This window comes from Geodermatophilus sp. URMC 63 (assembly GCF_053502565.1).
The window spans coordinates 4,412,481-4,439,471 of record NZ_CP199956.1 but is presented as its reverse complement, the minus strand read 5'-3'; the positions used below and the strand labels follow the sequence as shown (position 1 = coordinate 4,439,471).

Below are 26,991 nucleotides of genomic sequence, written 5' to 3'. Positions count from 1 at the left end.
TCACGCCGCCGCCCGGCCCGGGGGGTCCGGGGGCGCCGGCACGCCACCGACGGCGCGGGGCACGAGCAGCGGCCCGAGGCCGGGGACGGCGAGGAAGCCCTCGGCGCCGGCGTAGCGCAGCCCCACCCGCGGGAGGTCCGCGCGCCGGCGGACGGCGAGGACGCGCGGGAGCCACTCGGGGTCGAAGCGCTCGTTGAAGTCGCGCAGCGAGCGGATCTGGAAGAAGGGGTTGAGCGCGCCGACCGCCCAGCGGGCCGCGCGCTGGGCGGGGGTGAACTCGACGTCGCCGGCGAACAGCCGTCCCCACACGGCGAAGTTCATCGACAGCCGCGCCACGCCCCGGGCGCCCAGGGCGGCGGCGGTTTGGGCGATGAGGAACTCCGTCATCCCGTTCGGGGCGTCCGGGTCGTGCCGCATCAGGTCCAGCGTGTAGCCGAAGGACGGGCCGTAGGCCGGCACCAGCCGCAGGAAGCCGCCGGGCACGCCGCGCTCGTCGAGGGCCACGCAGAGGAGGAACTGCGGGTCCGCGCCGGCGCCGCGCACGTCCTGCGACAGCGTCATGGTGAACCCGCGCTCGGGTGCCTTGCCCCGCCAGCGGGCGCTGATCGCGTTGAGCTGGTCGACCAGCGCCGGCGGGGCGTCGGCCTCGGCGAGCAGCCGGAACCGGTGGGTGCGGCTGACCCGCCGCACGGCGGCCCGCAGGCCCTTGTGCGCGGACCCCTCGAGCAGCGGCCGGCGGCAGTCGATGACCGCCTCGTCGCCGAGGTACACCGAGGTGAACTCGCGGGAGGCGTACAGCGGCATGCTCGCCTCGCGGACCGCCAGCAGCGCCGGCGTCCACGCGCGCTCGTCGCACAGGTCGAGGAACTCGTCGAGGACCCGCACGACCGACTCCCGCGCCCCCACGGGGTCCCCGGACACCAGCGCGTACCCGCTCAGGTAGGTGTAGGCGAGGAACGCCTCGCCGTCGCGGGAGAAGAAGAAGCTCTTGTCGTCGCGCAGCGAGAAGTAGGCCAGCGTGTCCCAGCCGTAGGTGTGCACCAGGCGCGAGGCGTGCTCCCAGTCCTCCCCGGTGTGCGGCCGGCGGGCGGCCAGCGGCCGCAGCAGCAGGACGCCGAGCACGACGAGCCCGGCGACGCCGAGGGCGAGGAGCGCGTCGGGGAGGAACCGGGCGAGGAACGCCGAGCGGTAGGCGTAGGGCCCGTCGAGGCCGACCAGCCCGCCGAGCACCGTCTCCAGCGCGCCGCCGAGGGTGAGGGCCGGCTCGACGCGGGCGCGCTCGGCCCACAGCGTGGTCAGGCCGAAGAGCAGGACGCCGGCCAGGTACAGCGGCAGCACGTGCAGCAGCCGCAGCAGCGACGGCGGGTCGCCGGGCGCGCGGAACGCCGAGCGGGCGGCCACCAGCGCGGCCACCATCGCGACGCACAGCGCCACCGCGACCGGGTGCGGCCCCTTGACCGCGTGCGCGACCGCCCCGGCCGCGAACAGCGCGACGACCAGCTGCCACGCGCGGCGCTTGCGCCGGGCGAGCTGCCGGGCGAGCAGGAGGAGCAGCAGCCCGATCACGACGGAGGCCACCGAGCCGGCGACGGGCACCCAGAGCGGGTCGACGTCGACCGCACCGCCGCCGATGCGGTCGTGCACCACCGGCAGGCGGACGGCGAGCTGCAGCACGCCGCACAGCGCGGTCAGCGCCGACAGCAGCGCGACGGTGCGCGGGCGCACCCGCGCGCGGGGCGGTGGTGCGGGCACGGGGTGCGCCGACGGCGCGAGGTCGGGGAGCGCGGTCACCGGGCCGCCGTGGGCCGGGAGCGGCGTGGGGGTGACCAGTGGCCGCGGGGCGCCGCCGGGGCCGCCGCCGGGCGGCGGCCCCGACTCCGGCCGCAGGGTGGGGAAGAGGATGACCTCGCGGATCGAGTCGACGCTCGCCAGCAGCATGACCAGCCGGTCGATCCCGATGCCGAGGCCGCCGGTGCACGGCATGCCGCGCTCCAGCGCCCGCACGTAGTCCAGGTCGACGTCGCCGGCCTCGGGGTCCCCGTGCTCCTTGGCGCGCGCCTCGGCCTCGAAGGCGGCCAGCTGCTCGACGGCGTCGTTCTGCTCGGAGTAGGCGTTGCACAGCTCGAAGCCGGCGACGATCAGCTCGAAGCGCTCGACGTAGGCGGGGTCGTCGCGGTGGGTGCGGGCCAGCGGGGAGACCTCGCGCGGGTGGTCGACGCAGAACACCGGCCCGACGACGTCGTGCTGCACGCGCTCGTCGTAGACCTCCTTCATCAGCCGGCCGGAGCCCCACCCGGCCTCGTAGGGGAGGCCGAGCCGGTCGAGCACGGCGCGGGCCTCCTCCACCGGCATCGCCGGGTGCATCACCGCGCCGGTGACGTCGGCGATCATGTCGGCGAAGCGCCGGCGCGGCCACGGCGTCGCGCCCAGGTCGACCGCCTGCCCGGCGTGGTGGACGACGAGGTCCTCGCCGAGCGCGGCCCGGGCGGCGGCGGTGACCATGTCCTCGACCAGGTCCATCACGTCGGTGTAGTCGGCGAAGGCCTGGTAGGCCTCGAGCATCGTGAACTCGGGGTTGTGCCGGGTGTCGATGCCCTCGTTGCGGAACACCCGGCCGATCTCGAAGACCCGCTCCATGCCCCCGACGATCAGCCGCTTGAGGTGCAGCTCCAGCGCGATGCGCAGGTAGAGGTCCAGGTCCAGCGCGTTGTGGTGGGTGACGAACGGGCGCGCGCTGGCGCCGCCCTGGGTGCTCTGCAGCACCGGCCCCTCGACCTCGGTGAAGCCGCGGTCCTCCAGGTGGCGGCGGAGGGCGCGCACGGCGGTGTGCCGGATCCGGAAGACCTCGCGGGTCCGCTCGTTGACCTCCAGGTCGGTGTAGCGCTGCCGGTAGCGCGTCTCGACGTCGGGCAGGCCGTGGTGGGCGTCCGGCGGCGGGAGCAGCGCCTTGCCGAGGACGGCGAAGTCCTCGACACACACCGACAGCTCACCGCGCCGGGTGGTGATCACGGTGCCCTCGGCGCCGAGCCAGTCCCCGCGGTCGACGTCGTCGAACTCGGCGTGCCGGTCGGCGCCGAGCACCGAGCTGTCGACGAACAGCTGGACGGTGCCCGTGCGGTCGCGCAGCGTGGCGAAGGTCAGGTGGCCCTGCCGGCGGACGAGCTCGAGCCGGCCGGCGATCCGCACCCGGTCGGCCGTCTGCTGGTCCGGCGCCAGGCCCGCGTACCGGTCGTGCAGGCCCGCGGCGGTGGCGTCGGTCGGGTAGCGGTAGGGGAGCGCCCGGCGCTCGTGCAGCGCCTCGAGCTTGCGCAGCCGGTGCGCGCGCTGGTCGGCCGCCGTCCCGGTGCCCGGCGGCCGACCCGGCGGCTGTCCCGGGGTGGTCACCGGGTCCCGGCCCCGGCCGACACCCGGCCCGCCAGGATCCGGTGCAGGCGCGGGTGGACCGCGGCCGCCCGGACCTGCTGCCCGAGGCCGGCGCAGTGCCCGCCGGCGTAGGCGCCGACGTCGTCGAGGCCGTGGGCGGCCATCCGGGCGCCGAAGAACTCGCACCGCTGCGCGCGGGCCCGCATCTGCGCCCGCACCACCGGTCTGGCGAGCAGGCCGGCTGCCCCGCGGTGGACGCGGACCCCCATGCCCGGCTGCGCCGGGTCGCAGACCGGCGCGGCCAGGCGGTGCTCGAACGCGGCGGCCCGCGGCGCGAGGTGGCCGGCGGACGAGCGGCCCGCGAGCACGACCGCGCCGGGGTCGACCTCCGGGCGGGTCAGCAGCCAGTCCAGCACCGGCGTGAGGACCGCCTCGAGGTCCGGGCGGGGCACCAGGCCCTGCTCGATCAGCGCCGCGCCCTGGCCGGGGTCCTCGAAGGTCAGCGCGTTGTAGCCACGCGCGAGGGCCGCGGGCACGTCGGCCCAGCCGTACTCGGCCGTGGAGTCGTAGCCGCACGGCAGCAGGACCGTGGGGCGGGGCGTCCCCGAGGCGTCGGGTGCGAACAGCCAGCCCTCCAGCGTCGTGCCCGCGTAGGGGATCGCCACCTGCTCGGCGGGGGCGTCCACCAGCGCCGCCGCGTCCTCGGCCGCGGCGGCGGCTCCCGCCCAGGCGGCGTGCCAGCGGTCGCGGTCGGGCCGGTCCACGCGGGAGGCCGCGGCCATCGCCTCACCCAGGTCGGCGGCGGACACCAGGGCCATCGACAGCGTCCGGGCGAGCCGGCCGTCGAGGTCCTCGTCCGGGAAGTGGAGGCGCGGGGGCCGGGCCATCGGTGTCCTCCCTGGTGCGGGCGGTGTCGCGACCGGGACCGTGCCGGTCCCGCCTCCAACCCGGCTCCAACGGGCGAGGCGTCGGGCGAGGCGTCGGGCGAGCCGACCACCCGACGAGGTCGAGGCGGTGACCGGGATCGTCGACGTGCTGCGGCCCGCCGGGTGCACGCTGGTCACCGTGCCGCGCACCCTCGCGCCGGACGCCGTGCCGGGTCAGGCCGGCTGCCGCTCGACGTGCAGGAAGTCGGTCAGGTACTCGGTGAGAGCCTGGTCGTCGGCGCCGGCCGACAGGTAGCCGACGTAGCCGTCGGGCCGGACGAGGGCGAGCCCGGTCTCGCCGATCCCGTAGCGGCGGGCGACCTCCCCGGCCGGGTCGACGAGGGCGCCCGCGGGTGCGCCGGGTGCGGCCACCACGGGCACCACCGTGCCGAGGGAGCCGAGAGCGGCGCGCAGCCGGTCGAGGCGCGCCGGGTCGCCGGCGGTCGTGAGCAGCAGGAACCCGGGACGGCGGAGCAGGTCCCCGATCCAGGTCTCCGCGCCGTCGGCGGTGGTCAGACCGGGCACGTCGGGGGCGTGGTCGCCGGGAGAGGCGTGCCGCCGGCCGCCGGCGAGGCCGGTGACCGCGGGGCTGCCGCGGTAGGCGATGGTCGTCTCGGTGATCTCCGAGACCAGGCGCTCGCCCGCCGCAGGCACGTGCCCCAGGACCGACAGCGCGAGGTCGCGCAGGTGCCCGCGCGCCCCGTCCGCGGTCATCGCGTCGGTCATGGTGCTGGTCAGCCGCACCACCCGGGCGCCGACGGGGTGCCGCTCGGTCTGGTAGGTGTCGAGCAGCTCCGCTGCGGCCCGGCCGGTGCTCACCAGGGCCAGCTTCCAGGCGAGGTTGACCGCGTCCTGCACCCCGGTGTTCATGCCCTGCCCGGCGGCCGGGCTGTGGACGTGCGCGGCGTCCCCGGCCAGCAGCACCCGGCCGGAGCGGTACTGCGGGACCTGCCCGTGGTGCACCTCGAAGTAGGTGAGCCACCGCGGGTCGCGCAGTCGCCACACCCCGCCCATGCGCTCGTCGACCAGCCGCTGTGCCTGCTCGAGCGCCGGCTCGGCGCCGGGCTGCGGGGCGGCGACGAGGAACAGCAGCCGGAGGCGCCCGCCGGGCATGGGGAAGGCCCCGCCGATGCCGTCGGGGTGCAGGTACACGCGGATGGTGTCGGCCGACGGCGCGCCGTCGGCGGCGACGTCGGCGAAGAGGAAGTGCTGACCGGAGAACACGCCCTCCAGGCGGCTGCCCACGGCCGCCCGCACCCGGCTGTGGCCGCCGTCGGTGCCCACGACCCAGCCGTAGCGGTGCCGCGCGGTCCCGGAGGGGGAGGTCAGCGTGACGGTGACGCCGTCGTCGTCCTGGTCGAGGCCGTCGAGGGAGGTGCCGCGCTCGACGGTGATCCCGAGCTCGCCGGCCAGCGCGGTCAGGACGGCCTCGGTCTCCGGCTGGGCCAGGTCGAGGATGCGCGGGAAGCGGGAGTCCACCTCCGCGGTGGTGGCGTGCACCCGCAGCGCGGCCTGCCGCCCGGCGCGCAGCTCGAGCGCGGTGACCGCGAGCGCCTCGGCCTCGATCCGGTCGAGCACGCCCATGGCGGCCAGGTGCTCCTGGGTCCGCGGGTGGATGACGACGGCGCGCGACTGGTCGGTCGGCTCGGCCAGGGTGTCGACCAGCCGGACGCGGGCGCCCTGGCGGACCAGCTCGCAGGCCGCGGTCAGGCCCACCGGCCCGGCGCCGACGACCAGGACGGTGCGGGCGTCGTCGGTTCCTGCTCCGGCTGCGGTCATGCGGTCCTCCTCGGTGCGGTGTCGGGCAACGGTGACCGGGGCGGGTCCAACACCGCTCCAAGCGCGTACGGGGTCCGCCGGCGGGGGCGCCGCACCAGGTGGGTAGGGCGGTCACCGGGCGGCCCACTCGAGGTGCGGTCCACGGTGCACGGCGGCGTACACCTCGTCGCGGAGCTCGTTGGCCCGCTGGTCGGTCAGGGTGCCCGACAGCGGGCGCAGCACCAGGCGCAGCAGCACGTTGACCTGGTCGGGGCGCAGGCCCAGCCGGTCGCGGGCGGCCCGTGGCAGGTCGGCGTAGCCGGTGCTGGTCACGATCCGCACCGACTCCAGCTCGTCGGCCGCGGATCCGAGCGCGGCGCGGACCGTGTCGCCGAGCAGCTCGTCGTCGGCCGGGGTGTCGACGACGATCGACAGGTCCCGGCGGACCGGCGGCCGGGACGACACCGGCCGCCACGGGCGCAGGTCGCGCAGCTGCGCGGCGGTGCGCGGCTCGGTGGAGCGCAGCAGGCGGATGTCGTCGATGCCCTTGCGCAGCATCAGCGCCCGGTCCAGGCCCAGCCCCAGGGCCAGCCCGCTCCAGCGACCGGGGTCCAGGCCGGCGCCGGCGAGGACGTGCGAGGCGGCCAGTCCGCACTCGGCCAGCTCGACCCAACCGGTGGGCGTGTGGACGTCGACCTGCCGGCCGCGGTCGGTGTAGGGGTGCCGGGCGGGCTGGGTGCGCCAGCGTGCGCCGGGGAGGACGACGCCCACGAGGAGCTCGACCATCTGCTGCAGGTCGTCCTCGTCCAGCGGGCCCGCGGCGGCGCCGGTGCCGATGCGCCACAGGTCGAGCTGGTGCGGGGTGCCCACGTGCAGGCGGTCGATGCTGTCCCGGCGGTGGCACAGGCCGGGCAGCGCCAGCAGGACGTCGACCTCGGCCTCGGCGGTGGAGGTGGCGGCGAGCGCGCGCAGGGCGGGCGGGATGCCGGCACTGGTGTGGCTGCGCAGCATGACCGTCTCGGCGGCGTACCGGCTGTACCGGACGTCCCGGGTGACGTCCTCGGGCGCGTAGCCGAGGCGGTCGTAGTTGTCCTCGACGCTCACCAGCGGCCGGCGCCGCTGGACCTCGAGCGTGCAGGGCCACGCGTCGGTCAGCGCGGTCAGCAGGTCCTCGAGCAGCAGCTGCATGGCGTGCGGGCCGTCGGCCGGGTCGGACAGGTCGCGCAGCTCGAGCGCGGCCTGCAGGTCACGGGCGGAGAGCAGGGTGGTCACGGAGTCCCCCTTGGGGTGTCGGCGGCTGGTGGGTCAACCCCCCGGCCGACGGCTCCGTGATCGGACTACCGGCAGACCTCGGTGCCCGCACGGCTGCTCGGCAGCCGGGGGCGGACGAAGGAGGTCGTGGGTCCGGGCACGGGCCGACCGTAGCGCTCGGCGAGCTGCCGCCCCACGGGCGAAGGGCCCTGCCCGGCGGCACGCGTGAGGGCCGCGTCGGTGGCCTCCACCGGTCACGGAGCGCCGGACCGCACGGCCACGTCCCCGTACACCGGCCCCCGACACGGACGACAGCCGCGACACGCGCTCTCGACCGGGGCGGTGCAGCCTGGGGAGACCACACCACAGGAGGTGCTGCCGTGGTCCGACCGGCGGACTTCTACACCGGCATCGTCGCCGACCTCTACCACCCGCTGAAGTCGGTGTCCCCGGACCCGGAGCCCTACGCCCGGTTCATCCGGCGGCACGGTGAGCCGGCCCTCGAGCTGGGGTGCGGGGACGGTGAGCCGTTGCTGGACCTGCGTCGGCGGGGCCTGGCGGTCCAGGGCGTCGACTCGTCGGCGGACATGCTGGCGCGCTGCCGTAGCGCGGCCGCGCGGGCCGGGCTCGACGTCGTCCTGCACCACCAGAGGATGGAGGCGCTGGACCTGCCCGAGCGCTACCGGTCGATCTTCCTGGCGGGCCCGACCTTCACCCTCCTGCCGGACGACGAGGCCGCACTCCTGGCACTGCGGGCGATCCGTGCCCACCTCGCGGCCGGTGGTGCCGCGCTCGTCCCGCTGTTCGTCCCTGCGCCCACTCCCGAGCACTCGTGGGGGCAGGTCCGCGAGGTGCGCGCGGAGGACGGTGCCCTCCTGCGGTTCTCGGTCGTGTCGGAGGAACGCGACGAGAGCAGCCGGACGCAGCGGGCCGTGCTGCGCTACGAGCGGCACACCGCCGGCGAGAGCACGGTCGTCGACCGGACCTGGACGCTGCACTGGCACACCCAGGCCGGCTTCCGGGACCTCGCGGCGGCCGCCGGGCTGCGGACAGCCGCGGTCCGCGACGGGACGGGGCGGCCTGTCCGTGCCGACGCCTCGTCCTTCGCCTTCGTCCTGGAGCGCGGCGACGGAGGCAGCCGCTGGTCGGGGGCCTGACCTTCGGCACCCAGGAGTTCCAGCTGTCCGCCGACCCCGGACTGGTCGTGCTCGTCCACGCCGCCGAGGCTGGATCCCGGACGCACGACGCGCTGCAGCTGCTGCCCAGCGGGACCGCCCCCACCCCGCTGCCCCGTGTGACCGCCGGGACCGACGCCGCGGAGCGACACGTCCGACGAGATCCGGGGAGAACTGCAGCGCGCCGGCCAGTTGGTGCGGGGTGGCGTCGAGCAGCGGGAGGAGCTCCTGCTGCGGAACCGGGCCGTATCGCTGCACCTCGACACTGCAGCCCATCGACCCGTCCGAGCGTCGCGGCGGCCCGGTCGAGGGCGGCCGTCAGCGAGTCGGCGTCGCGGTCGTCTGCGGCGTGGCCCCGTGCGGTGAGGCCCTCGACGGTCAGCTCCGCGGCGGGTGCGTCGACGTGCTCCTGCCGGCGAGCCCGCCGGGCGGTGTCGAAGCCCGCCCGGCCGACGCGGTGGGCCGCGGCGGCACCCAGGCCGCGACCGGCACCCACGACGGCGACGGTGGTCACGGTGCACCTCCGGACACGGGTCGGCGGCCACGGGAGGGCGATGGCGATCGGGGGGACGAGGGTGAGCACGGCGGAGCCCGTCCCGACCAGGGCGGGACCGGGCGCCGAGCACCAGCCACAGCCGGCCGGGCCGCACGGCACCCAGTTCCGACCGCACGGACACCGGCGGCTGGTCGTCCTCCGCACGCGGGACGTGCCGGGAGACGAGCGGCACCGCCGCCACTGCCAGGCTGCTCCTCGTTCCGGAGATGGGCCGTTGACTCCACGGAACGCCTCTGCGCGCGGCCGTGGGAGGCCGAACTCGTGAGGGGGGAGGAGCTCGACCTCCCTCCGGCTGCTGGGCGGCCCACCGTCGACGGGCGTGGACAACCGCTCCGACATCCGCGAGTTCCTCGCCACCCGGCGAGCCCGCATCACCCCCGAGCGGGCCGGCCTGCTCCCGGGTGGCGGGCGGCGGCGGGTGCCCGGACTGCGCCGCGAGGAGGTCGCCGTCCTCGCGAGGAGGTCGCCGTCCTCGCCGGGGTGAGCACCGACTGGTGCACGCGGCTGGAGAAAGGCCACATCGCCGGCGTGTCCGAGGACGTCCTGGAGGCCGTCGCCCGCGCGCTGCAGCTCGACGAGGCCGAGCGCACCCACCTGTTCAACCTGACCCGCGCCGCGGCCCGGCCGGCCCGCACGCCGCAGCGCCGGTCCCGGCCGCGCATCGCGCCGCGGGTGCAGTGGATGCTCGACTCGATGACCGGCTCGGCCGCGTTCGTGGCCAGCGGTCGGCTCGACATCCTCGCCACCAACGCCCTCGGCTGGGCACTGCACGCCCCGGTGTTCGAGGTCCCCCGGCGGCCGGCGAACTTCCCCGCTTCCAGTTCCTCGACCCGGGGGCGCACGACTCCTACGCCGACTGGGAGCTCGCGGCCACCACCGTCGCCCTCCTGCGCGCTGAGGCCGGCCGCTGCCCGCACGACACCCAGCTGCGTGGGCTCGTCGGAGAGCTCTCCACGGTCAGCGAGGAGCTCCGCACCCGCTGGGCCGCGCACGACGTCCGCATCCACCACAACGGCACCAAGCAGTTCCACCACCCCGCGGTCGGCGCCCTCGAGCTGGGCCACCACACGTTCGACCTGCCGGCCGAGGACGCTGCGGACCTGCCCATGACGATCTACACCGCCGGGCCCGGCACCCCCTCCGACGACGCACTCAGGCTGCTCGCCAGCTGGGCGGCGACCCACACGGCTCCGACCACCACCGACGCGGCCACCCCGGCGACCGAACGACCCTGACCGGCCGACGCACGGACGTCGCGGCGCACCTCAGCAGCCGGAGGTGTGCGGCTCGGCGGACCTGGGTTCCGCCCGGCAGACCCGTCCACAGGAGGACGGATGACCCCAGGAGACAGCGTCACATTCGGCGGCGGTCCCCGCGGTGGCCGGCAGCCCGCGCTGGCGCTCGTCTGACTCCCGACCACCACCGGGGTCCGTGCGAGGTCGTTCGCCGCAGTCCGGATCGTGTCCTCGGGCTGTCTCCTGTGAGTGGACGTCTGCGTGACCGCAGCCGTCAGGCGTCCGCGAGCTCATGGGGAGCCTCGCCCACGGACGAGCGTCGACCCGTGTGGCTGCGGTGGTTCGCGGCGAACGTCACGAGGCCGAGGACGACCATGGCGGCCCCCACGAGGGGCAGCAGCCGGTAGTCGTCGTTGAGGTCGAGTGCGGCACCCCCGGCGGCTGAGCCGAGCGCGATGCCGGCGGCGAACGCGGCCGAGGCGAGTGCGGAGACCATCGTCGAGCTGGCGCCGGAGACGTGGATCGCGTAGCTCTGCATCGGAGGGACGATGCCGAAACCCCCGACGCCCAGGACGACGAGCAGCACCAGCACGATCCACCTGGTGGTACCGAACCCCCACGAAGTGACCAGCGCCGCTGCCAGCACCGCGAGGACGACCATGGTCGTGGCGGCGGTGGAGCGGTCCGCGTACCGACCACCGAGCAGGTTGCCGGCGATGACGCCGATGCCGAACAGCAGCAGGATCCAGGCGACCGAGCCGGAGGCGAACCCGGCGACGTCGGTGAGGAACGGAGCGATGTAGGTGTACAGGGCGAACACGCCGCCGTAACCGAGCGCCATGGCGACGAAGTGCACCCACAGACGGCCGTTCCGGAGCATCCCGAAGCCGAGGTCCTCGGAGTGGCCCTCCCCGGAAGGACCTGGCACGGCCAGCCACATCGCGACCAGCCCGAGCGCAGCCAGGACGACGACGACCCAGAACGCCGCCGCCCAGCCGGAGTGTCTGCCGACGACGGTGCCGAGCGGGACACTGAGCACGTTGGAGATCGTGAAGCCGAGGAAGATGACCGCGATGGACGTCGCCTGGCGCTGCGCAGGGACGAGTCCGACGGCGATGGTGATGCCCAGACCCAGGAACCCCCCGAGCATCGAGCCGGCGACGAACCGGAGAGCGAGGGCCCAGGACAGGGTGGTGGCCAGCGTCATCGCGACGTTGGCCATGAGGAACACGACCGTCATGCCGAGGACCAGCGGCTTCCGGGGGACGCGCATCGTGCAGGCTGCCAACGCGGGACCCCCGACCATGACACCGAGTGCGAAGCAGGTGGTCACCCAGCCTGCTCGGGAGACGGCCACGCCGAGGTCGGAGGCGATGAGGGGGAGCAGGCCGTTGGGGATCAACTCAGCGGTACCCATCGCGAACGCGGTCAAGGTCAGGGCGAGGAGAGGCACGCGCTCGACCCTGAGGACCCGCGAACTCGGTGACCAGACACCGCTTCATCGGCTGACCGGCTTTCCTACCACTCGTAGGGAGAGGCTCGCCGAGCCGGCCCTCCGTACCGTTGAGTCGTGTCCAACCCCGGTGATCTCGCGGACTTCCTGCGTGGCAAGCGGGCGGCTCTGCTCCCGGAGGGGACGCCGCTGACCGGCTTCGGCGTCCGTCGTCGTGTCTCCGGCCTGCGTCGTGAGGAGGTCGCGCAGCTCGCCGGCGTGAGCGTCGCCTACTACACGCGCCTCGAACAGGGGCACAGCAAGCACGCCTCCGACGAGGTGCTGCTGGGACTGGCTCGGGCGCTGCAGCTGACCGTCACCGAGACCGAGCACCTGCTCGACCTGGGACGAGGTAGACGTGTGGGCCCCGGCGGGCGAGGAGGGCCCGAACGAGCCTCTCAGGCGTCCCTGTCGATGCTCCGCGCCCTCCGAGGACGACCGGCCCTGGTGCTGGGACGGCGCAACGACATCCTGGCCTGGAACGAGCTCGGACACGCCCTGTTCGCCCCACACCTGCCGGCCGGGGCGCCGCTCGACCCGGCGACCAGGCCGTCGATGCCCCGGATGGTCTTCGAGGACCCCACCGTGCGCGGGATGTACCGGGACTGGGCCGAGGAAGCCGGAGTCCTCGTCGCGTACCTGCGGTTCCTCAGCGGCAAGCACCCCGATGATCCTGCGCTCACCGCGATGGTCGGTGAGCTGTGCGTGCGCGACGACGCGTTCGCTGCGCTGTGGGCGAGCGGAAGGGTCGGCGAGTGCGTGGCCGGGGTCAAGCGGATGCACCACCCGAACGCCGGCACCATCACCGTCGGCTACCAACTGTGGTCGCAGTCGGATCGTCCCGAGCAGCGGCTGCAGGTCTACGAGATCCACGGTGAGCGGGCCGACGAGTCCACCCGCGCCCTGATGTCGGTCTCCGGAGGGCCCGCGAGCAGCAGGGCACAGGCACGCTGACGGCTCCCCAGGTGTCTCCGTGCAGCCCGGCGCGATCCCGTCCCCACCGCCGGTGACGAGTGGGGGGAGGAGGAGCAGCGCCGTCCGTCGGGTGGGTGCACCGCCCCGGGCCCGAGGAGCCGCCACGGCGCCCTCGGCCGGGTCTACGGTGCCCCTCTGCCGGTTCGAACGGCCCCAGCCACCCCGGAGGTGCGCGATGGTGACCACTCCGCTGTGCACGTCCCTCGGCACCGAGGTGCCGATCTGGAACGCCGGCATGGGCGGCGGCCTCGCCGGCCCGGAGCTGGCGGCCGCGGTCTGCGGTGCCGGTGGCCTCGGGGTGCTGGGGATGGGCGGGCTGCCCACGCCGGCGATTCGGGAGTCGATCCGGCAGCTGCGGGCGCTCACGGACCGGCCCTTCGCGGTCAACCTGATCGTCCCGCTGATGGACGAGGAGGCGGTCTCCTGCTGCCTGGAGGAGCGGGTGCCCGTCCTCGTGCTCTTCTGGGGCGACCCGAGCCCGTACGTCGAGGAGGCGCACCGGGTCGGGACGAGGGTCGTGGTCCAGTGCGGCTCGGTCGCCGAGGCCCGGCGCGCAGCGGCCGCCGGTGTGGACGCCGTGATGGTCCAGGGCGTGGAGGCGGGCGGTCACGTGCGGGGCACCACGACGCTGTCGGTCCTGCTGCCCGCGACGGTGGAGGCGGTCGCCCCGCTACCGGTCGTCGCCGCCGGGGGTATCGCGACCGGGCAGCAGGTCGCGGCCGCCCTCGACCTCGGCGCCCAGGCGGTCTCCCTGGGCACCCGATTCCTCTGCAGCCAGGAGTCGCGGGCCGCCCGGGAGTACAAGGACCGCGTCGTCGCCGCGACCGCGGAGGACACGTTCTACACGAGGATGTTCGACGTCGGGTGGCCCGACGCCCCGCACCGGGTGCTGCGCAACGGGGCCGTCCGCGACTGGGAGGCGGCCGGCTCGCTGCCGCTCGGGTCCCGGGCCGGTGAGGGGGACGTCGTCGGGAAGATGCCGGTCGCGGGGCAGACGGTCGAACTGCCCCGCTACGGCATCTTCATGCCGATGGAGGGGTTCGAGGGCGACCTCGACCACGCGGTCCTCTACTGCGGTCAGTCCTGCTCGCTGGTCGACGACATCCGACCCGCGGCCGACATCGTGCAGGACCTCGCCCGGACCGCGGACTCCGTCCTCGCCCGGCGCTCGTAGACCGCGGCGCCCGTCAGCCGGGGGGCGCCGCCGCGTCGAGCACCCGCCCGCTGTCCGTCGTCGGCGCCCGCGTCAGCGGCGCCGACTCGCACACCGTGCTCCGCCGGGGACGCCGCACCGAGGTCGCCGAGCGGCCCGACGCCGTGCGGACCGCGCAGGGAGCGCCGTCGTGGAGCCGCTGGCAGGGTGGACGGCGTGGCCGACTCCTCTCCCGTCGTCGTGGTGACCGGTGCGAACGGACTGGTGGGCACCGCGGTGTGCCGGGCCCTCGTGGAGCGGTCGGCGCGGGTGCGCGCCGTCGTCCGCCGGGCGGGCAGCGCGCCGGCGCTCGACGGGGTCAGCGAGCACGTCGGTGACTTCGCCGACGAGTCCCTGGCTCGCGCGGTGACCCAGGGGGCCGACGCGGTCGTCACGACGGTGCACCCGATGGGCTCGTCGCGGGAGGTGCAGTACCGGGTGGGCGCCGAGGGGACGCCGGTGCTGGCCCGGGCCGCGCGGGACGCCGGCGTCGCCCGGCTGGTGCACGTGTCCACGGCCGGGGTGTACGACCGCTCCGCCGGTGTCGGGGACGTGGCCGAGGACGGTGCCCTCCTGCCCGAGGGCAGCGGGGACTACCCCGACACCAAGAACGCCACCGACGCCGCGCTCGCGCAGGTCGGCGGGCTCACCACCGTGCTGGTGCGCCCGCCGGCGATCATCGGCGCCGGTGACACGTCGGTCTGGAACACCCTGCGACCGCGGGCCGTCCGGAACGGCGACCGCCGGGTGAACCCGGCGCAGACCTGGGCCTGGGTGCACGTGGAGGACCTGGCGGCGCTGGTCGCCGACGTCGCCACCGGCGCCGTCGCGACCGCCGACGACCCGGAGCGGGGCCCCGTGGCCGGGAGCACGACGCCGGTCATCGTCGCGGGCGAGCCGGCGACGTGGCGGGACTACCTCGGCACGGTGACCGACGCGCTGGGCGTCGCGCCGGAGTGGACCGACGAGCCGGTGTGGACCGGGCAGCTGCGCGCCGACCGCGCCCGCCGGTGGGGCTGGACGCCGCGGGTGGGCCTCGCCCAGGCCCTCGACGAGCTCCGGACCGGCCTGGTCGCGCGTCCGTGACGGGCTCCCGGCTGATCAAGCACCCCCGGGAGGGGGAGACGGGAACGCCCGGCGCGGCGCCCGACGTTGTGCAGGGACGACGCGCCCGGCCCGGGTGCGGGAGTGGAGGAGGAGACGTGGACCACCTGCAGCGCCTGCGCCAGGAGCGGCCCGTCGTGTACTGGTTGGTCCTGCTGGTGGGTGTCTGGGTGGGGTTCCAGGTCCTCCTCGTCGTGGCGCAGCTGCTGCTCGGCCCGTTCGCGCTGCCGGCGTGGGCGCCCCTCGCGCTGGTGCTCGCGCTGCTGGTGGTCATCGCCCGCCGTCAGCAGCGGTCCCGCTAGTCCAGCTTCGCGGCCCGCGGCGCCCCCGGGAGCACCGCCCGGACCGCGCGCACCGGCCGGGACCCCGGCGCCCGCCTGGCCGCCGTCCTCGTCTGCGTCGGGCGCCTGCCGACGACCTGACACGACGTCATCGCGAGCCGGCCGACGTCGGTGCGTGGCCACAGGGGCGCTGCAGGCCGTGCGCGTCGCCGAGGGGACGCGGCCGCGCCGTCGGCGACGCGCTACCCCTGCTCCTCGGCCGCCGCGTATCAGGAGGGGACGCCCGCTGCTCCTGGGTGTCGATCCCCACCGTCACACGAGCGGAGCCGAGCCGAGATGACCTCCACTGCCAGGGCGACAGGACCGATGGTGACCACGAGCATCGAACCCGGTGAGGTCGTCCGCCGCGGCACGGTCATCTCGGTACGGGCCCGGGGCGACATCGCGCCGGATGCGGTCGGTGGTGTCACGGTGCCGGGGCAGCGGGCCACCGTGACGCCGGCCGGCGACGGCACCGCCACGGTGTCGACCGACGGGCTCCCGCTGGGCGCACACGTCCTGCGCATCGGCGAGGTGGGCCCCGACGGCGACGGCGACGGCGACGGCGACGGCGACGGGCACGAGGTGGTGACCGTCCCGTTCGTCCTGGTCGACACGCCGGCGCAGGTGCCGGACGACGTCGTCGTCCACCACGCCGTCCGGCTCCGGATCGGCGAGCTCGACGTCGAGCGCCTGCCGATGACCCTGGGTGGTGAGGGCCCGTTCGTGGACGTGTTCAAGGCCGCGCGACGCGGGGGCGACGAGCCGGTGCAACTGGCGTTCGACGACCGGGGCGAGCCGGTGGACGTCGACTCCCTGCTGGCGGGGATCGCCGCCCGCCGCGCCGAGCGGTTCGGGCGGGTGCACCCGCACCTCGACGCGCGGGTGCGCGACCTCGGCGCCGACGAACCGGTGCCCGTCGCCGTGTGGCTGCACGCAGGCGACGCGGCGGACCCGGAGAAGTCGGAGGACGAGCCCACGCTGGAGCCCTCGCGCGACGAGCTGGCGGCTCGCGAGGAGTGGGTCCGGCTCGGCGAGCGCTTCGCCGCGGCGGCCGGGGAGGTCGACTTCGCGACGGAGCGGATCGACGACGCGGCGCCCGTGGTGTTCGGGCAGCTGCCCGCGGGTCGCGTCGCCGCGCTCGCCGACCGGCCCGAGGTCGCGGCGGTGTTCCTGCACGAGGTCGAGGGCATCGAGGACCTCGCGGACTCGATCGCCATCGCGAACGCCGACGACGCGCACGCCGCCGGGGCGACGGGCCGGGGTGTGAGGGTGGCGGTCTACGAGGACGGGCCGGACACCACCACCGACCTCGTCATCGCCGCGCGGTTCCGCTCCGACCCGGCCACGAGCGACCACAGCCGGCACACCCACGGGATCATCCGCAACAAGCGGCCCGGCGCGCCGCACGGTCATGCGCCGGACTGCTCGTTGCACTCCGCGAACAGCAAGTCCCTCGCCGCGATCCGCTGGGCGGCGATCGAGCGGGGCTGCACCGTGATCAGCCAGAGCTTCCACCGCACGGCCGAACAGACCTCCTCCGAGCTCTCGTTCGACGACGTCTACAAGGACCACCTCGCACTGCGCTGGCCGTACCCGACAATCTGCGAGGCGGCCGGCAACGGACCGGCCTCGGAGTTCGTCAACCACAAGGGGTTCAACCGGCTGACCGTCGGCAACCACGACGACCAGGCCGCGGCGATGTCCTCCACGTCGGTCGTCGGCAACCCGGCATCGCGGCACGGCGACCGGGAGCTCCCCGAGCTGGCCGCGAACGGGACGGCGGTGACCGCGGTCGGGCTCACGAAGAGCGGTACGAGCATGGCGGCCCCGGCCGTCGCCGGTGGTGCGGCCCTGGTCCAGCAGACCGCGCCGCTGCTGCGCTCGTGGCCGGAGGGCTGCCGAGCGATCCTGCTGGCCGGCGCCTGGCGGAACCCCTCCGGTGGCACGTGGCGGGACGACCTCGTCGCGGGTGTCGACGCCGCCGACGGCTCCGGCGCGCTCGACTCGCTCGCCGCCGTGCGGATCGCCCGGCACCGGGAACGGCGCGGCGGGGACGGGGCCCGCCGCGGATGGGACGTCGGCACCGTGCGCAGCGCGGACCTCGACCGGAACGGCTTCACCACGTCGTCCTACCGGGTCACCGTGCCGCGGACCGGCCTCCGCTCGCGCGTGAAGGTCGCACTCGCCTGGAGCTCGCACGTCAGGGTCCTGCACCTCCTGGGGCTCAGCCTCCCGCTGTCCTCGCACCTCACGGTCGACCTCGACCTGCACGTGCGGGACTCCTCGGGCGCCACGGTCGCGACGAGCACCTCGTGGGACAACAGCTACGAGATCGCCGAGTTCGCTGCCCGACCGGGGGAGACCTACGAGGTCCGGATCCGGCGCTGGTCCGGGACGGAGCGCGTCTGGTTCGGGATCGCCTGGACCGTCACCGGCCTCGACGTCCTCCTCGACCGCGTGAGGGCGACCGGCGCCGAGGGACTCAGCCGCCGGTGAGTCCGGCCGGGGCTCGAGGTCGACCAGGAGAGGGAGCGCGGTGCCGGCCCGAGCAGGGGCCGGCCCGGCGCTGACCTCGACGCTCGGGGAGCGGGCGGGGTGCCGCACGGTCAGGCGGTGCGGGGCCGCCACGGCTCGTGCGCGTGCGCGAGCCACACCAGCTCGGGATCGAGCGCCCGCACCAGCTGCTGGCCTTCGGTGTGCGGCTCGTCGAGCTCGCCGAACCACACCGCCACGTCGCCCGCGATCACGACCGGACGCCCGCCGGTCCCGACGACGACCACCTGCGTGCCGGGCGTGTGGCCGGGTGCCGGGAGGAGCCGGAGGCCGGGGAGCAGCTCGAGCTCGCCGTCGACCGGCACGTACCGCACGCCGGGCGCGTCGACCCACTCGCGGATGGTGTAGTCGTCCTGGCTGCGCGCGTCGTCGAGCTCCCGACGCTGGACGTAGACCGGCCTGCCGGCGAAGAGGTGGTTGCCGCCGCAGTGGTCGAAGTGCAGGTGGGTGTTGACGACGACGTCGATGCCGGCGAGGTCGACGTCCTGTCCGCTCAGTGGCCGGAGGCGGGGATCCATGTCGGCGACCAGCGGGTGCAGCTCCGTCATGCCGGTGTCGACCAGCACGCGCCCCTCGGGATGGTCGATGACGTGCACGTAGACCGGCATCCGCTCGCCCTCGGCGAGCAGGTCGGCGACGAGGACCGGCGTGACGGTGACCGGGGTGGGGGCGTTCACCTCGTGCCGCCCGCCGCGCTCAGGGTGGCCGGCAGGTCGAAGTGCTCGAACACCGCGCCGTCGAAGGTGACGATCTCGGTGACGACCCCGTCCTCCACCCGGAGGACGTCGATCGCCAGCGGTTCGTGTGCGGCGTCGCCCGGCCTGCGCAGGTAGCCCGCGACCGCGGGCTGACCGTTGGCGCGGGTGACCACGCACCGCATGCTGCCGAACGCCGCCGACCCGAACCCGTCGTCGATCCAGCTCTGCACGACCGTGCTCCGGCCGGTCCACACGCCGGGTGTCGGCGGCATCGAGAAGCGGACGTCGGCGTGCAGGAGCGCGGCCAGGCCCTCGGCGTCGGCGCGCTCGCTGCACTCGACGTAGCGGGCGAGCAGCTCCCGCTCCGCCGCGGTCGTCGCGGCGGTGGGTGTCCACGCCTCACGGTCTGCGGGCAGGCTCTCCCGCAACCCGGCCCGCGCACGCTGCAGCGCGGAGTTGACCGACGCCTCCGTCGTCCCCAGCAGCCGGGCGGTCTCCCTCGCGGAGCAGCCGAGGACGTCGCGCAGCACGAGCACGGCCCGCGGCCGGGGCGCGAGGTGCTGGATCGCGGCGACGAACGCCAGCTCGACGGTCTCCCTGGCGAGCGCCACGTCCTCCGGGCCCTCACGCCGGTCGGGCAGCTGCTCCAGCAGCGCGTCCGGGTAGGGCTGCAGCCAGGTGATCTCACCGTCGGCGCCCGGCCGCCGCGGGCGTCTGTCGAGCGCGTCGAGGCAGGCGTTCGTCGCGATCCGGTACAGCCACGCGCGGACCGACGCGCGGCCCTCGTACGTCTCGCGCCGGCGCCACGCGCGGAGGAACGCCTCCTGGACGAGGTCCTCGGCCTCCTCGAACGACCCGAGCAGGCGGTAGCAGTGGACGTGCAGCTCGCGGCGGTGCAGCTCGACGCGGGCGCCGAAGGCCCGCTCGTCGAGCGTCCGGAGGTCGTCGGTGAGGGAGCTCATGGTGTCTGTGACGGCGGGCGGCCCGAGAAGTCATCACCGGGCGCCGTGCGATGTCCCGAGCAGTGTGCCGCAGCCGGGGGTGCCGCACCGCCCTCCCGGGGCGGAAGTCGAGTCGATCGACCCAAGCGCTCCGGTGGACCGCCGGTGCAGGATGCGGCGCCTGCGCCGGCTCCCGAGGAGGACCGATGTCCGATCCCACCGCGATGGGGAGCGAGGCCGCGCTCCCACCCGAGTTCGACCGGCTCCCGCTGTCCCGGATCACCGTCGGGGAGGTGTCGCTGCGGGTCCGCGCAGGAGGCGACGGGCCGCCGCTGCTGCTCCTGCACGGCTACCCCGAGACACACCTGGCCTGGGCCCTGGTGGCCGGCGAGCTGGCCAGGGACTTCACCGTCGTGGCTCCCGACCTCCGCGGTTACGGGGAGAGCTCCAAGCCCGCCGCGGTACCGACGCACGAGAGCTACGGCAAACGGGCGATGGCCCAGGACTGCACCCGTCTCATGCAGCAGCTCGGCTTCGACCGGTTCGACGTGGCAGGCCACGACCGCGGCGGCCGGGTGGCCTACCGCATGGCGCTCGACTCACCGGCTGCCGTGCGCCGCCTGACCGTCATGGACGTCATCCCGACCGGAGAGGTCTGGGCCCGCGCCGACGACCGCTTCGCCATCGGGTACTGGCACTGGGGCTTCCTGGCCCAGCCGCGCCCGATCCCGGAGCGGCTGATCGAGCAGGACCCGGAGTTCTTCCTGTTCGACGCCGAGTTCGGCGGCGCCATCCGCCGCTTCCCGCCGGCCGCCGTCGCCGACTACGTGCGGTGCGCCCGGGATCCGGCCGCCATCGAGGCCATGTGCGAGGACTACCGGGCCGGTGCCACCTGCGATCGTCGGTGGGACGACGAGGACCGGGCCGCGGGGCACCGGATCACCTGCCCGACGCAGGTCCTGTGGGCGGGGAGGGGCGCGCTGGAGGCGTGGTACGACACGCTCGCGGTCTGGCGCGACTGGGCCGACGACGTCTCGGGCGCCGCTCTGGACTGCGGGCACTTCCTGGTCGAGGAGCGCCCGGCCGACGTCCTGGCGGCCCTCCGCACCTTCCACGCCGGCGATGGTGGCTCGCCGGGGCCGTCCGTCTCGCCGTAGCCGCGTCACGCCCCGTAGCAGCGTCACGCCGTTCGGCCTCCGGTTGTCTCGAGGTCAGTTGACCCATGCGCGGCCCCGCCGGCGCGAGGAACGTCCTCGGCGCCTCCACCGAGGGGTGTACCCGGCCGATGCGACGGACCGTGGGGAGGGATCGTGGGGACGTTCACCACCGAGGACGGCGTGGACATCTCCTCCAAGGACTGGGGGAGCGGGCAGCCGGTCGTCTTCAGCCACGGGTGGCCGTCGACCTCCGACGCATGGGATCCCCAGCTCCAGCTGGTCGCCGACGCCGGCTACCGCGCGATCGCACACGACCGGCGAGGCGGTGGCCGGTCCTCCCAACCCCGGGAGGGCAACGACCTCACCACCTACGCCGAGGACCTCGCCGGGCTCATCGAGCACCTCGACCTGCACGAGGTCGTCCTGGTCGGGCACTCCACCGGTGGAGGGAGGTGACCAGCTACATGGGTCGTCACGGCACCGCACGCGTGGCCGAGGCCGTGTTGCTCAGCGCGATCCCGCCGTTGATGGTCCGGACCGACGCGAATCCCGACGGACTGCCGATCTCGGTGTTCGACGACATCCGTGCCGGCGTGGCCGGGGACCGGTCGCAGTACGACGAGGACCTGTCCGCCGCGTTCTACGGCGCCAACCGTCCGGGTCCGACCGTCTCGCAGGGCAAGAGGGACGAGTTCTGGTTGCAGTCGATGTCGGTCGGGATCAAGGGCGCCGACGACTGCGTCAAGGCCTTCTCCGAGACCGACCTCACCGAGGACCTCGAGGCCATCGACGTCCCCACGCTGATCCTGCACGGGGACGACGACCAGATCGTGCCCATCGTCGCCGCCGCTCGCCGGTCCGTCGACCTGGTGCCGGACGCGACGCTCAAGGTCTACCCGGGAGCTCCGCACGGCCTCACCGGAGCCCACGAGGAGGGCTTCAACGCCGACCTGCTGGCCTTCCTGGGCAGCTGACCCACCACCAGATCCGCGCCGTTCCCGAGATCGAGGAGATCGTCGTGTCCGAGTCCGCCACCACCCCCACCGTCGCCCTCGTCCACGGGGCCTTCGCCGACAGCTCCGGTTGGAGCGGCGTCATCGCGGGCCTCACCGCCGCCGGGGTGCGGGTGCAGGCCATCCCCAACCCCCTGCGGGGCATCGCCCACGACGCCGCCTACGTGGCCAGCGCACTGGGCCAGATCCCCGGCCCGGTGCTCGCCGTGGGGCACTCCTACGGCGGTGCGGTCATCAGCAACGCCGGAGCACGCCCGGGGAACGTGATCGGCCTGGTCTACGTGGCCGCCTTCGCCCCGGACGAGGGGGAGACGCTCCTGGAGATCGAGGGGAACTCCACGGACAGCGTCCTCAACAGCGCTCTCGTCGAGCTGCGGTACCCCACCGGGGAGGGGGACGGGACGGAGGTCGAGTTCGTCATCGACCCCGCCCGGTTCCACGACGCCTTCGCCGCCGACGTGTCCCCCGAGGAGAGTGCGGTGATGGCCGTCACGCAGCGGCCCGCGTCGAGGCGGGGCTTCACCGAGCCGAGCGGGACACCGGCCTGGAAGAGCCTGCCGTCGTGGGCGGTCGTCGCCACCGGGGACAAGGCCGCCGGCAGCGACGTCGTCCGCAGCATGGCCGAGCGGGCCGGCGCCACCATCACCGAGCAGGAGGGCTCGCACGTCGCCTTCGTCACCAAGCCCCAGCCGGTGGTCGACGTCGTCCTGCAGGCGCTGCAGTCGCTGGGACACGAGGTGCGCGGACGGACGGTCGCCGGCGTCTGAACCGTTGCCTCCCGTGTCCGGGTGGGGCCGTCGCAGGGGCGGCGGACCCACCCACCGGCCGCAGGCTGCCCCCGGGCGCGTCGATCCGCGGGTCTCCTCCGCGACCTCGTCCGCCGTCCACGGGGTCATCGAGCGGCGGAGCGATCGCGGTGGACGCCGGGGAGGTGTCCGGGGCTCAGCAGGCCTCGGCGGCGAACTTCTCGATGAGATGGCTGGCTCCGGACACGATGAGCAGGTCGCCGTCCCTGACGGTCGTCTGGGGGACGGCGTGGGTGAAGTCCTCACCGCCGCGCTTGACCCCGACGATGGTCACGCCGTACCTGCTGCGCAGGGCCGACTCGGCGAGGGTCCTGCCGAGGGCCTCTCGTGGCGCCTTCATCTTGACGATCGCGAAGCCGTCGTCGAACTCGATGTAGTCGATGAGGCGACCGGACAGGAGGTGGGCGGTGCGCTCGCCGGCGTCGCGCTCCGGGTAGATGACGTGGTGGGCGCCGCTGCGCTCCAGGATGCGCCCGTGGGCGGCGGTGATGGCCTTGGCCCACACCTCCCGCAGTCCCAGGTCGAGCAGGATGCCCGTGCTGAGCAGGCTCGCCTCGATGTCGTCGCCGATGCCGACCACCGCGATGTCGAACTGCTCGGCGCCCAGCTGCCGCATCGCGTTCTCACTGGTGGCGTCGACCTGGGTCACGTGCCGCAGCCGGGTCGACCACTCCTGGACCAGCTCGAGGTCGGCGTCGACGGCCAGCACCTCGTGTCCGAGGCGTTCCAGGGTGGTGGAGATCGAGCTGCCGAAGCGTCCCAGTCCGACGACCAGGACGCTGTCCTCGCGGTTCCTACCCAACGAGCATCCTCTCCTCCGGACGCCGGTACAGCCGGCGTCGTTCACGCAGGACCAGCGCTGTCGCCAGCGTGACAGGCCCGGTCCGGCCCAGGAACATCAGCGCGATCAGCACGTACTGCCCGGCCGGGGGCAGGTCTGCGGTGATCCCGGTGGACAGCCCCACGGTGGCGAAGGCCGAGACGGTCTCGTACAGCACCTGGTCCAGGGGCAGCCCGGAGACAGCGAGCAGGACGAGGGTCCCGGAGACGACCAGGGCGACGCCGAGCAGCGCCACGGTGAGGGCCTGCCGCAGCACCGGTGAGCTGATCTCCCGGCCGAGGGCGTCGACGTGGGGATCGCCCCGGGACTCGGCCACGATGGCGAAGAACAGCACCATGAAGGTGGTGACCTTGATCCCGCCGGCGGTGCTGGCACTGCCACCGCCGATGAACATGAGCACGTCCTGGACCAGCAGGCTCTCCGGCTGCATGGCGGCGACGTCCACGGTGTTGAACCCGGCCGTCCGAGGCTGCACGCCCCCCTGGAAGAAGCTGGTGAGCAGCTTGCCAGGCACGCTCAGCGGGCCGAGGGTACCGGGGTTGGTCCACTCGAAGGCGCCGATGACGACGGTGCCGCCGAGCAGGAGCAGGGCGTAGGTCAACAGCGTCGTCTTGGTGTGCAACGACCAACGCCTCGGGGACGTCAGCTCGCGCCGGAGTTCGAACAGCACCGGGAAACCCAGGCCGCCGAGGACGACGGCCGCCGCGATCGGCAGGCAGACGAACGGGTCGGAGGCGAAGCCCACCAGGTTGTCGCTGTACAGGGAGAAGCCCGCGTTGTTGAACGACGAGACGGCGTGGAACACCCCGCTGTTGAGCGCCTCGAGGGCCGGGTGGTCGTATCCCAGCCAGAACCTCAGGGTCAGGGCGAGGGCGACCAGCGCCTCCACCGTGAACGTCGTGCGCGCGACGCCGCGCAGCACGCGGCGGACGTCACCGAGCCCCTCGGCCTTGGTCTCCCAGCTGGTCAGCAGTCGGGTACGGAGGCCGAGGCGGCGCGAGGCGGCCAGTCCCAGCAGCGAGGCCAGCGTCATGATCCCGAACCCGCCGGCCTGGATGCCGACCAGGATGACGAGCTCCCCGAAGCCCGACCAGTGCCTGGAGGTGTCGACGACGGCCAGACCCGTCACGCACACCGCGGAGGTCGCCGTGAACAACGCCTCCCGGACGGTGGTCGTCTGCCCCGGCTCGGCGGCCACGGGCAGCCACAGCAGCACGGTGACCGCGAGAACGGCCACCGCGAACGCCAGTACGCCGGCCTGCGCCGGATGCGGCGTGCGCACCAGCCGGACCAGCCGCGTCCGCAGCCGGCGCGTCCGCGCCGGGCGGCGCTGCGCGCGGTCGATGCCCGGTTCCGTCGCGCTCAACGACCCCCCCGTCGGCCAGCGACCCGCCTCACGGCTGCAGCACCGATGACGCCCAGAAGCTACCGCCTACTCGCCGGTCAGGGGCCCTCGTCTCCGTGCGGCCGGTCCCCAGGAGGCGCTGTGCCCAGGAGGCGCTGTGCCCAGCGGAGGCCGGACGACCGCACCGGCGGGGCTCCGGGGAGGGCATGCTCCCCACACCGGGAGGCGCCCGACCGGTGTGGCGGGGCGTGCGGACGGAGGACGCGATGACCGATCAGCAGCCCGTGGAGCCCGACGCGATCATCGGCGCGGACGGGGCAGCAGTCGCCCGCCGGGACGCGGAGGAGGGCGGGGTGGGCCAGCTCCCCGAGCGGCTGGTCTCGACGCTGGCGCGGCTGGGCACCGCCGGGCCGGTGCTGGCCGCGTCGGCGGTCGCGCTGACCGCGGTCGCGTCGGCCAAGGTGGTGCAGATGGTCGGGCGCACGGCCCGGCAGGTCGCAGTCCGGGACGCGCAGCCGCAGCGGATCACCGGCCGGGTCCAGATCACCTGGACCCAGGTCGAGATCCGCATCCTGGAGTAGCCCTCGGGAACCCACCCCGCGGTGGCGGACGCCGGCTGGGCGTCACCGGCGGGATCACGGGCGTGACATCGGGGCCGGGTCACCTACGAGCTCATGGAGGCGTTCAGGCCGGACGCCGACCAGGACCCGGACACCCCGCCGGTCATGCGCGAGTTCGCCGGCACCTGGCGGGCGGTGCCGAAGATCGTGTTCTCCCGCACGCTGCAGGAGGTCGGCCCCAACGCCTCGCTGCGCGCCGAGGTGGACCCCGACGAGATCCGCCCTGGAGCAGCAGCCGGGCGGGGACATGACGCTCGGCGGGGTCGACCTGGTCGAGACCTCCCGCCGGCTCGACCTCGTCGACGAGTACCGGCTCTACGTCAACCCGGTCGTCGTCGGCCGCGGTCGACGGCTGTTCGAGACCGCCGACGAGCCGACCGACCTCGAGCTGGTGGAGAACCGGCGGTTCGGCAACGGGGTCGCCCTGCTGCGCTACGCCGTCCCCCGGACTTATGACCCGTCGCCGGCCGGATGTCGGTTGCGCGCCGCGTCACCGGCGTGCGACCGTCCCGGCGATCGTGCTCCACCGGCAGGAGGTGAGACCCGTGAACGCAGTGTCCAACGCAGTGTCCGCAGTGGGTGCTCCCTCCCGTCCACGATCGCGCGACTGACGTCGTCGCCACCGGGAGCGCCGCCAGGCGATCCGCGAGAGGCGACTCCCATGAACACCAACCCCTCCACCACCCCGCACGTCCCCCCGACGACGAGCTCCGGCCGGGGTCAGCCGCAGGCCGGCGCCACACCTCCGACGGGCGCCGCGGGGAACCGGGCGCTGGTCCTCGGTGGCGGCGGATCGGCGGGCAACGCCTGGTTGATCGGCGTCGTCGCCGGCCTGTTCGACGCCGGGCTGGACGTGACCGACGCCGATCTCGTCGTCGGGACGTCGGCCGGGGCCACGGCCGCGGCCCAGCTCACCGGCGCGACCCCGCCCGACCTGCTCGCCGCCGTCCTCGCCGCGCCGCCCCCGCACCGCACCGGTCGGGTCGGCCCCGCCGGTGGGCGGGGTCCTCTCGCCGACCACGTGGAGCGGACGGGCCGGATCATCGCCGCTGCCGAGGACGCGGCCGACATGCGCCGCCGGATGGGTGCGGCGGCGCTCGACGTGGCCGGGGCGGACGGCGCCGGGTGGACGCGGTGGCGCGCCACGGTCGCCGCCCGGCTGCCCGGCCGGCGCTGGCCGGAGCGGCGGGTGCTCGTCACCGCGGTCGACGCCCGCACCGGTGACCCGGTCGTGTTCGACCGCTCCAGCGGGGTCGACCTGGTGGACGCCGTGGCCGCCAGCTGTGCCGGTGGCCCCGCCTACGGGATCGGCGACCGCCGGTACGTCGACGGCGGCTACCGGTCCGTCGAGAACGCCGACCTGGCAGCCGGATGCGGGCGGGTGCTCGTGCTGTCACCCCTGGGCGGCAGATCCCGGCACCCGAGAGAGTGGGGCACCCACCTGGCGGCGCAGGTCGAGGCCCTGCGCGCCGGCGGCAGCAGGGTCGAGACCGTCTTCCCGGACAGCAGGTCCCGCGCGGCGTTCGGCGAGAACCTGATGGATCCGTCGACGCGTCCGCCCGCCGCTCGGGCCGGGCACGACCAGGGCCGAGCCCTCGCCGGGCGGCTCGCCGCGTTCTGGCGCTGACGCCCGCACCCGGCGCCGACTCGCGCCAGGTCGCGCCGTG

At 74.8% G+C, this 26,991-nt stretch carries 22 protein-coding genes and 2 pseudogenes; 14 read left to right on the top strand and 10 right to left on the bottom strand.

Going from position 1 to position 26,991, the window contains the following annotated elements:
- The 4 genes from lysS to srmL form a co-directional block, all read right to left on the bottom strand.
- A complete protein-coding gene (gene lysS / locus ACWIZO_RS21600) occupies positions 1–3,384 on the bottom strand; it encodes a lysine--tRNA ligase (protein ID WP_448639674.1) in 3,384 nt (1,127 codons plus the stop codon).
- Positions 3,381–4,250: an alpha/beta hydrolase family protein gene (locus ACWIZO_RS21595; protein WP_448639673.1), complete on the bottom strand. Its 870-nt coding sequence runs from the start codon at positions 4,248–4,250 to the stop codon at positions 3,381–3,383. The genes lysS and ACWIZO_RS21595 overlap by 4 nt, the downstream gene beginning before the upstream one ends.
- Positions 4,251–4,463: 213 nt before the next feature.
- Positions 4,464–6,068 carry an FAD-dependent monooxygenase gene (locus ACWIZO_RS21590; RefSeq protein ID WP_448639672.1) on the bottom strand — a complete coding sequence of 535 codons (1,605 nt, stop codon included), beginning with the start codon at positions 6,066–6,068 and terminating at the stop codon, positions 4,464–4,466.
- Between the two features lie 111 nt (positions 6,069–6,179).
- Positions 6,180–7,319, bottom strand: a complete 1,140-nt coding sequence (gene srmL, locus ACWIZO_RS21585; protein ID WP_448639671.1) for a PheS-related mystery ligase SrmL — start codon at positions 7,317–7,319, stop codon at positions 6,180–6,182.
- A 359-nt stretch (positions 7,320–7,678) separates the two neighbouring features.
- Between srmL and ACWIZO_RS21580 the strand changes: the two genes are divergently transcribed.
- Entirely contained in the window at positions 7,679–8,455 is a 777-nt protein-coding gene (locus ACWIZO_RS21580; RefSeq protein WP_448639670.1) for a class I SAM-dependent methyltransferase, read from the top strand.
- A 277-nt stretch (positions 8,456–8,732) separates the two neighbouring features.
- On the opposite strand, the pseudogene ACWIZO_RS21575 reads toward ACWIZO_RS21580, so the two are convergent.
- Positions 8,733–9,368 (bottom strand): annotated as a pseudogene (locus tag ACWIZO_RS21575) (SDR family NAD(P)-dependent oxidoreductase); the annotation flags it as partial.
- Between ACWIZO_RS21575 and ACWIZO_RS21570 the strand changes: the two are divergent.
- Both ACWIZO_RS21570 and ACWIZO_RS21565 read left to right on the top strand, forming a co-directional pair.
- Positions 9,349–9,513 carry a hypothetical protein gene (locus ACWIZO_RS21570; protein ID WP_448639669.1) on the top strand — a complete coding sequence of 55 codons (165 nt, stop codon included), beginning with the start codon at positions 9,349–9,351 and terminating at the stop codon, positions 9,511–9,513. The pseudogene ACWIZO_RS21575 and the gene ACWIZO_RS21570 overlap by 20 nt on opposite strands.
- Positions 9,510–10,264: pseudogene (locus ACWIZO_RS21565) on the top strand (helix-turn-helix transcriptional regulator). The gene ACWIZO_RS21570 and the pseudogene ACWIZO_RS21565 overlap by 4 nt, the downstream one beginning before the upstream one ends.
- Positions 10,265–10,538: 274 nt before the next feature.
- Here ACWIZO_RS21565 and ACWIZO_RS21560 read toward each other — a convergent pair.
- Positions 10,539–11,717: an MFS transporter gene (locus ACWIZO_RS21560; protein ID WP_448639668.1), complete on the bottom strand. Its 1,179-nt coding sequence runs from the start codon at positions 11,715–11,717 to the stop codon at positions 10,539–10,541.
- Between the two features lie 117 nt (positions 11,718–11,834).
- On the opposite strand from ACWIZO_RS21560, the gene ACWIZO_RS21555 reads away from it, so the two are divergent.
- The 5 genes from ACWIZO_RS21555 (at position 11,835) to ACWIZO_RS21535 (ending at position 17,846) form a co-directional block, all read left to right on the top strand.
- Positions 11,835–12,710: a helix-turn-helix domain-containing protein gene (locus ACWIZO_RS21555; protein ID WP_448639667.1), complete on the top strand. Its 876-nt coding sequence runs from the start codon at positions 11,835–11,837 to the stop codon at positions 12,708–12,710.
- Positions 12,711–12,909: 199 nt separating this feature from the next.
- A complete protein-coding gene (locus ACWIZO_RS21550; RefSeq protein ID WP_448639666.1) occupies positions 12,910–13,905 on the top strand; it encodes an NAD(P)H-dependent flavin oxidoreductase in 996 nt (331 codons plus the stop codon).
- Between the two features lie 195 nt (positions 13,906–14,100).
- Positions 14,101–15,009: an NAD-dependent epimerase/dehydratase family protein gene (locus ACWIZO_RS21545; protein WP_448639665.1), complete on the top strand. Its 909-nt coding sequence runs from the start codon at positions 14,101–14,103 to the stop codon at positions 15,007–15,009.
- Positions 15,010–15,125: 116 nt separating this feature from the next.
- Positions 15,126–15,329, top strand: coding sequence for a hypothetical protein (locus ACWIZO_RS21540; protein WP_448639664.1), 204 nt, complete (start codon positions 15,126–15,128; stop codon positions 15,327–15,329).
- Positions 15,330–15,677: 348 nt separating this feature from the next.
- Positions 15,678–17,846, top strand: a complete 2,169-nt coding sequence (locus tag ACWIZO_RS21535) for a S8 family serine peptidase (RefSeq protein ID WP_448639663.1) — start codon at positions 15,678–15,680, stop codon at positions 17,844–17,846.
- 110 nt (positions 17,847–17,956) lie between these two features.
- Here the strand turns inward: ACWIZO_RS21535 and ACWIZO_RS21530 are convergent, their stop codons facing one another.
- Positions 17,957–18,580 carry an MBL fold metallo-hydrolase gene (locus ACWIZO_RS21530; RefSeq protein ID WP_448639662.1) on the bottom strand — a complete coding sequence of 208 codons (624 nt, stop codon included), beginning with the start codon at positions 18,578–18,580 and terminating at the stop codon, positions 17,957–17,959.
- Complete coding sequence (locus tag ACWIZO_RS21525) at positions 18,577–19,563, bottom strand: RNA polymerase subunit sigma-70 (protein ID WP_448639661.1); 987 nt, start codon at positions 19,561–19,563, stop codon at positions 18,577–18,579. Before ACWIZO_RS21525 ends, ACWIZO_RS21530 begins: the two co-directional genes overlap by 4 nt.
- Positions 19,564–19,748: 185 nt before the next feature.
- Between ACWIZO_RS21525 and ACWIZO_RS21520 the strand changes: the two genes are divergently transcribed.
- From ACWIZO_RS21520 to ACWIZO_RS21505, 4 genes are all read left to right on the top strand, one after another.
- Positions 19,749–20,699: an alpha/beta fold hydrolase gene (locus ACWIZO_RS21520; RefSeq protein ID WP_448639660.1), complete on the top strand. Its 951-nt coding sequence runs from the start codon at positions 19,749–19,751 to the stop codon at positions 20,697–20,699.
- Positions 20,700–20,852: 153 nt separating this feature from the next.
- Complete coding sequence (locus ACWIZO_RS21515; RefSeq protein ID WP_448639659.1) at positions 20,853–21,155, top strand: alpha/beta fold hydrolase; 303 nt, start codon at positions 20,853–20,855, stop codon at positions 21,153–21,155.
- Complete coding sequence (locus tag ACWIZO_RS21510) at positions 21,152–21,673, top strand: alpha/beta fold hydrolase (RefSeq protein WP_448639658.1); 522 nt, start codon at positions 21,152–21,154, stop codon at positions 21,671–21,673. The genes ACWIZO_RS21515 and ACWIZO_RS21510 overlap by 4 nt, the downstream gene beginning before the upstream one ends.
- Before the next feature lie 44 nt (positions 21,674–21,717).
- Positions 21,718–22,479, top strand: coding sequence for an alpha/beta fold hydrolase (locus ACWIZO_RS21505; protein ID WP_448639657.1), 762 nt, complete (start codon positions 21,718–21,720; stop codon positions 22,477–22,479).
- Positions 22,480–22,654: 175 nt separating this feature from the next.
- Here ACWIZO_RS21505 and ACWIZO_RS21500 read toward each other — a convergent pair whose 3' ends face one another.
- Together ACWIZO_RS21500 and ACWIZO_RS21495 are read right to left on the bottom strand one after the other, a co-directional pair.
- Positions 22,655–23,320 carry a potassium channel family protein gene (locus tag ACWIZO_RS21500; RefSeq protein WP_448639656.1) on the bottom strand — a complete coding sequence of 222 codons (666 nt, stop codon included), beginning with the start codon at positions 23,318–23,320 and terminating at the stop codon, positions 22,655–22,657.
- A complete protein-coding gene (locus ACWIZO_RS21495; RefSeq protein ID WP_448639655.1) occupies positions 23,313–24,725 on the bottom strand; it encodes a TrkH family potassium uptake protein in 1,413 nt (470 codons plus the stop codon). The genes ACWIZO_RS21500 and ACWIZO_RS21495 overlap by 8 nt, the downstream gene beginning before the upstream one ends.
- A gap of 245 nt (positions 24,726–24,970) precedes the next feature.
- Between ACWIZO_RS21495 and ACWIZO_RS21490 the strand changes: the two genes are divergently transcribed.
- Positions 24,971–25,285 (top strand): hypothetical protein, encoded by a 315-nt coding sequence (locus tag ACWIZO_RS21490; RefSeq protein ID WP_448639654.1) that lies wholly within the window; start codon positions 24,971–24,973, stop codon positions 25,283–25,285.
- A 286-nt stretch (positions 25,286–25,571) separates the two neighbouring features.
- A complete protein-coding gene (locus ACWIZO_RS21485; RefSeq protein ID WP_448639653.1) occupies positions 25,572–26,951 on the top strand; it encodes a patatin-like phospholipase family protein in 1,380 nt (459 codons plus the stop codon).
- Positions 26,952–26,991: the final 40 nt, after the last annotated feature.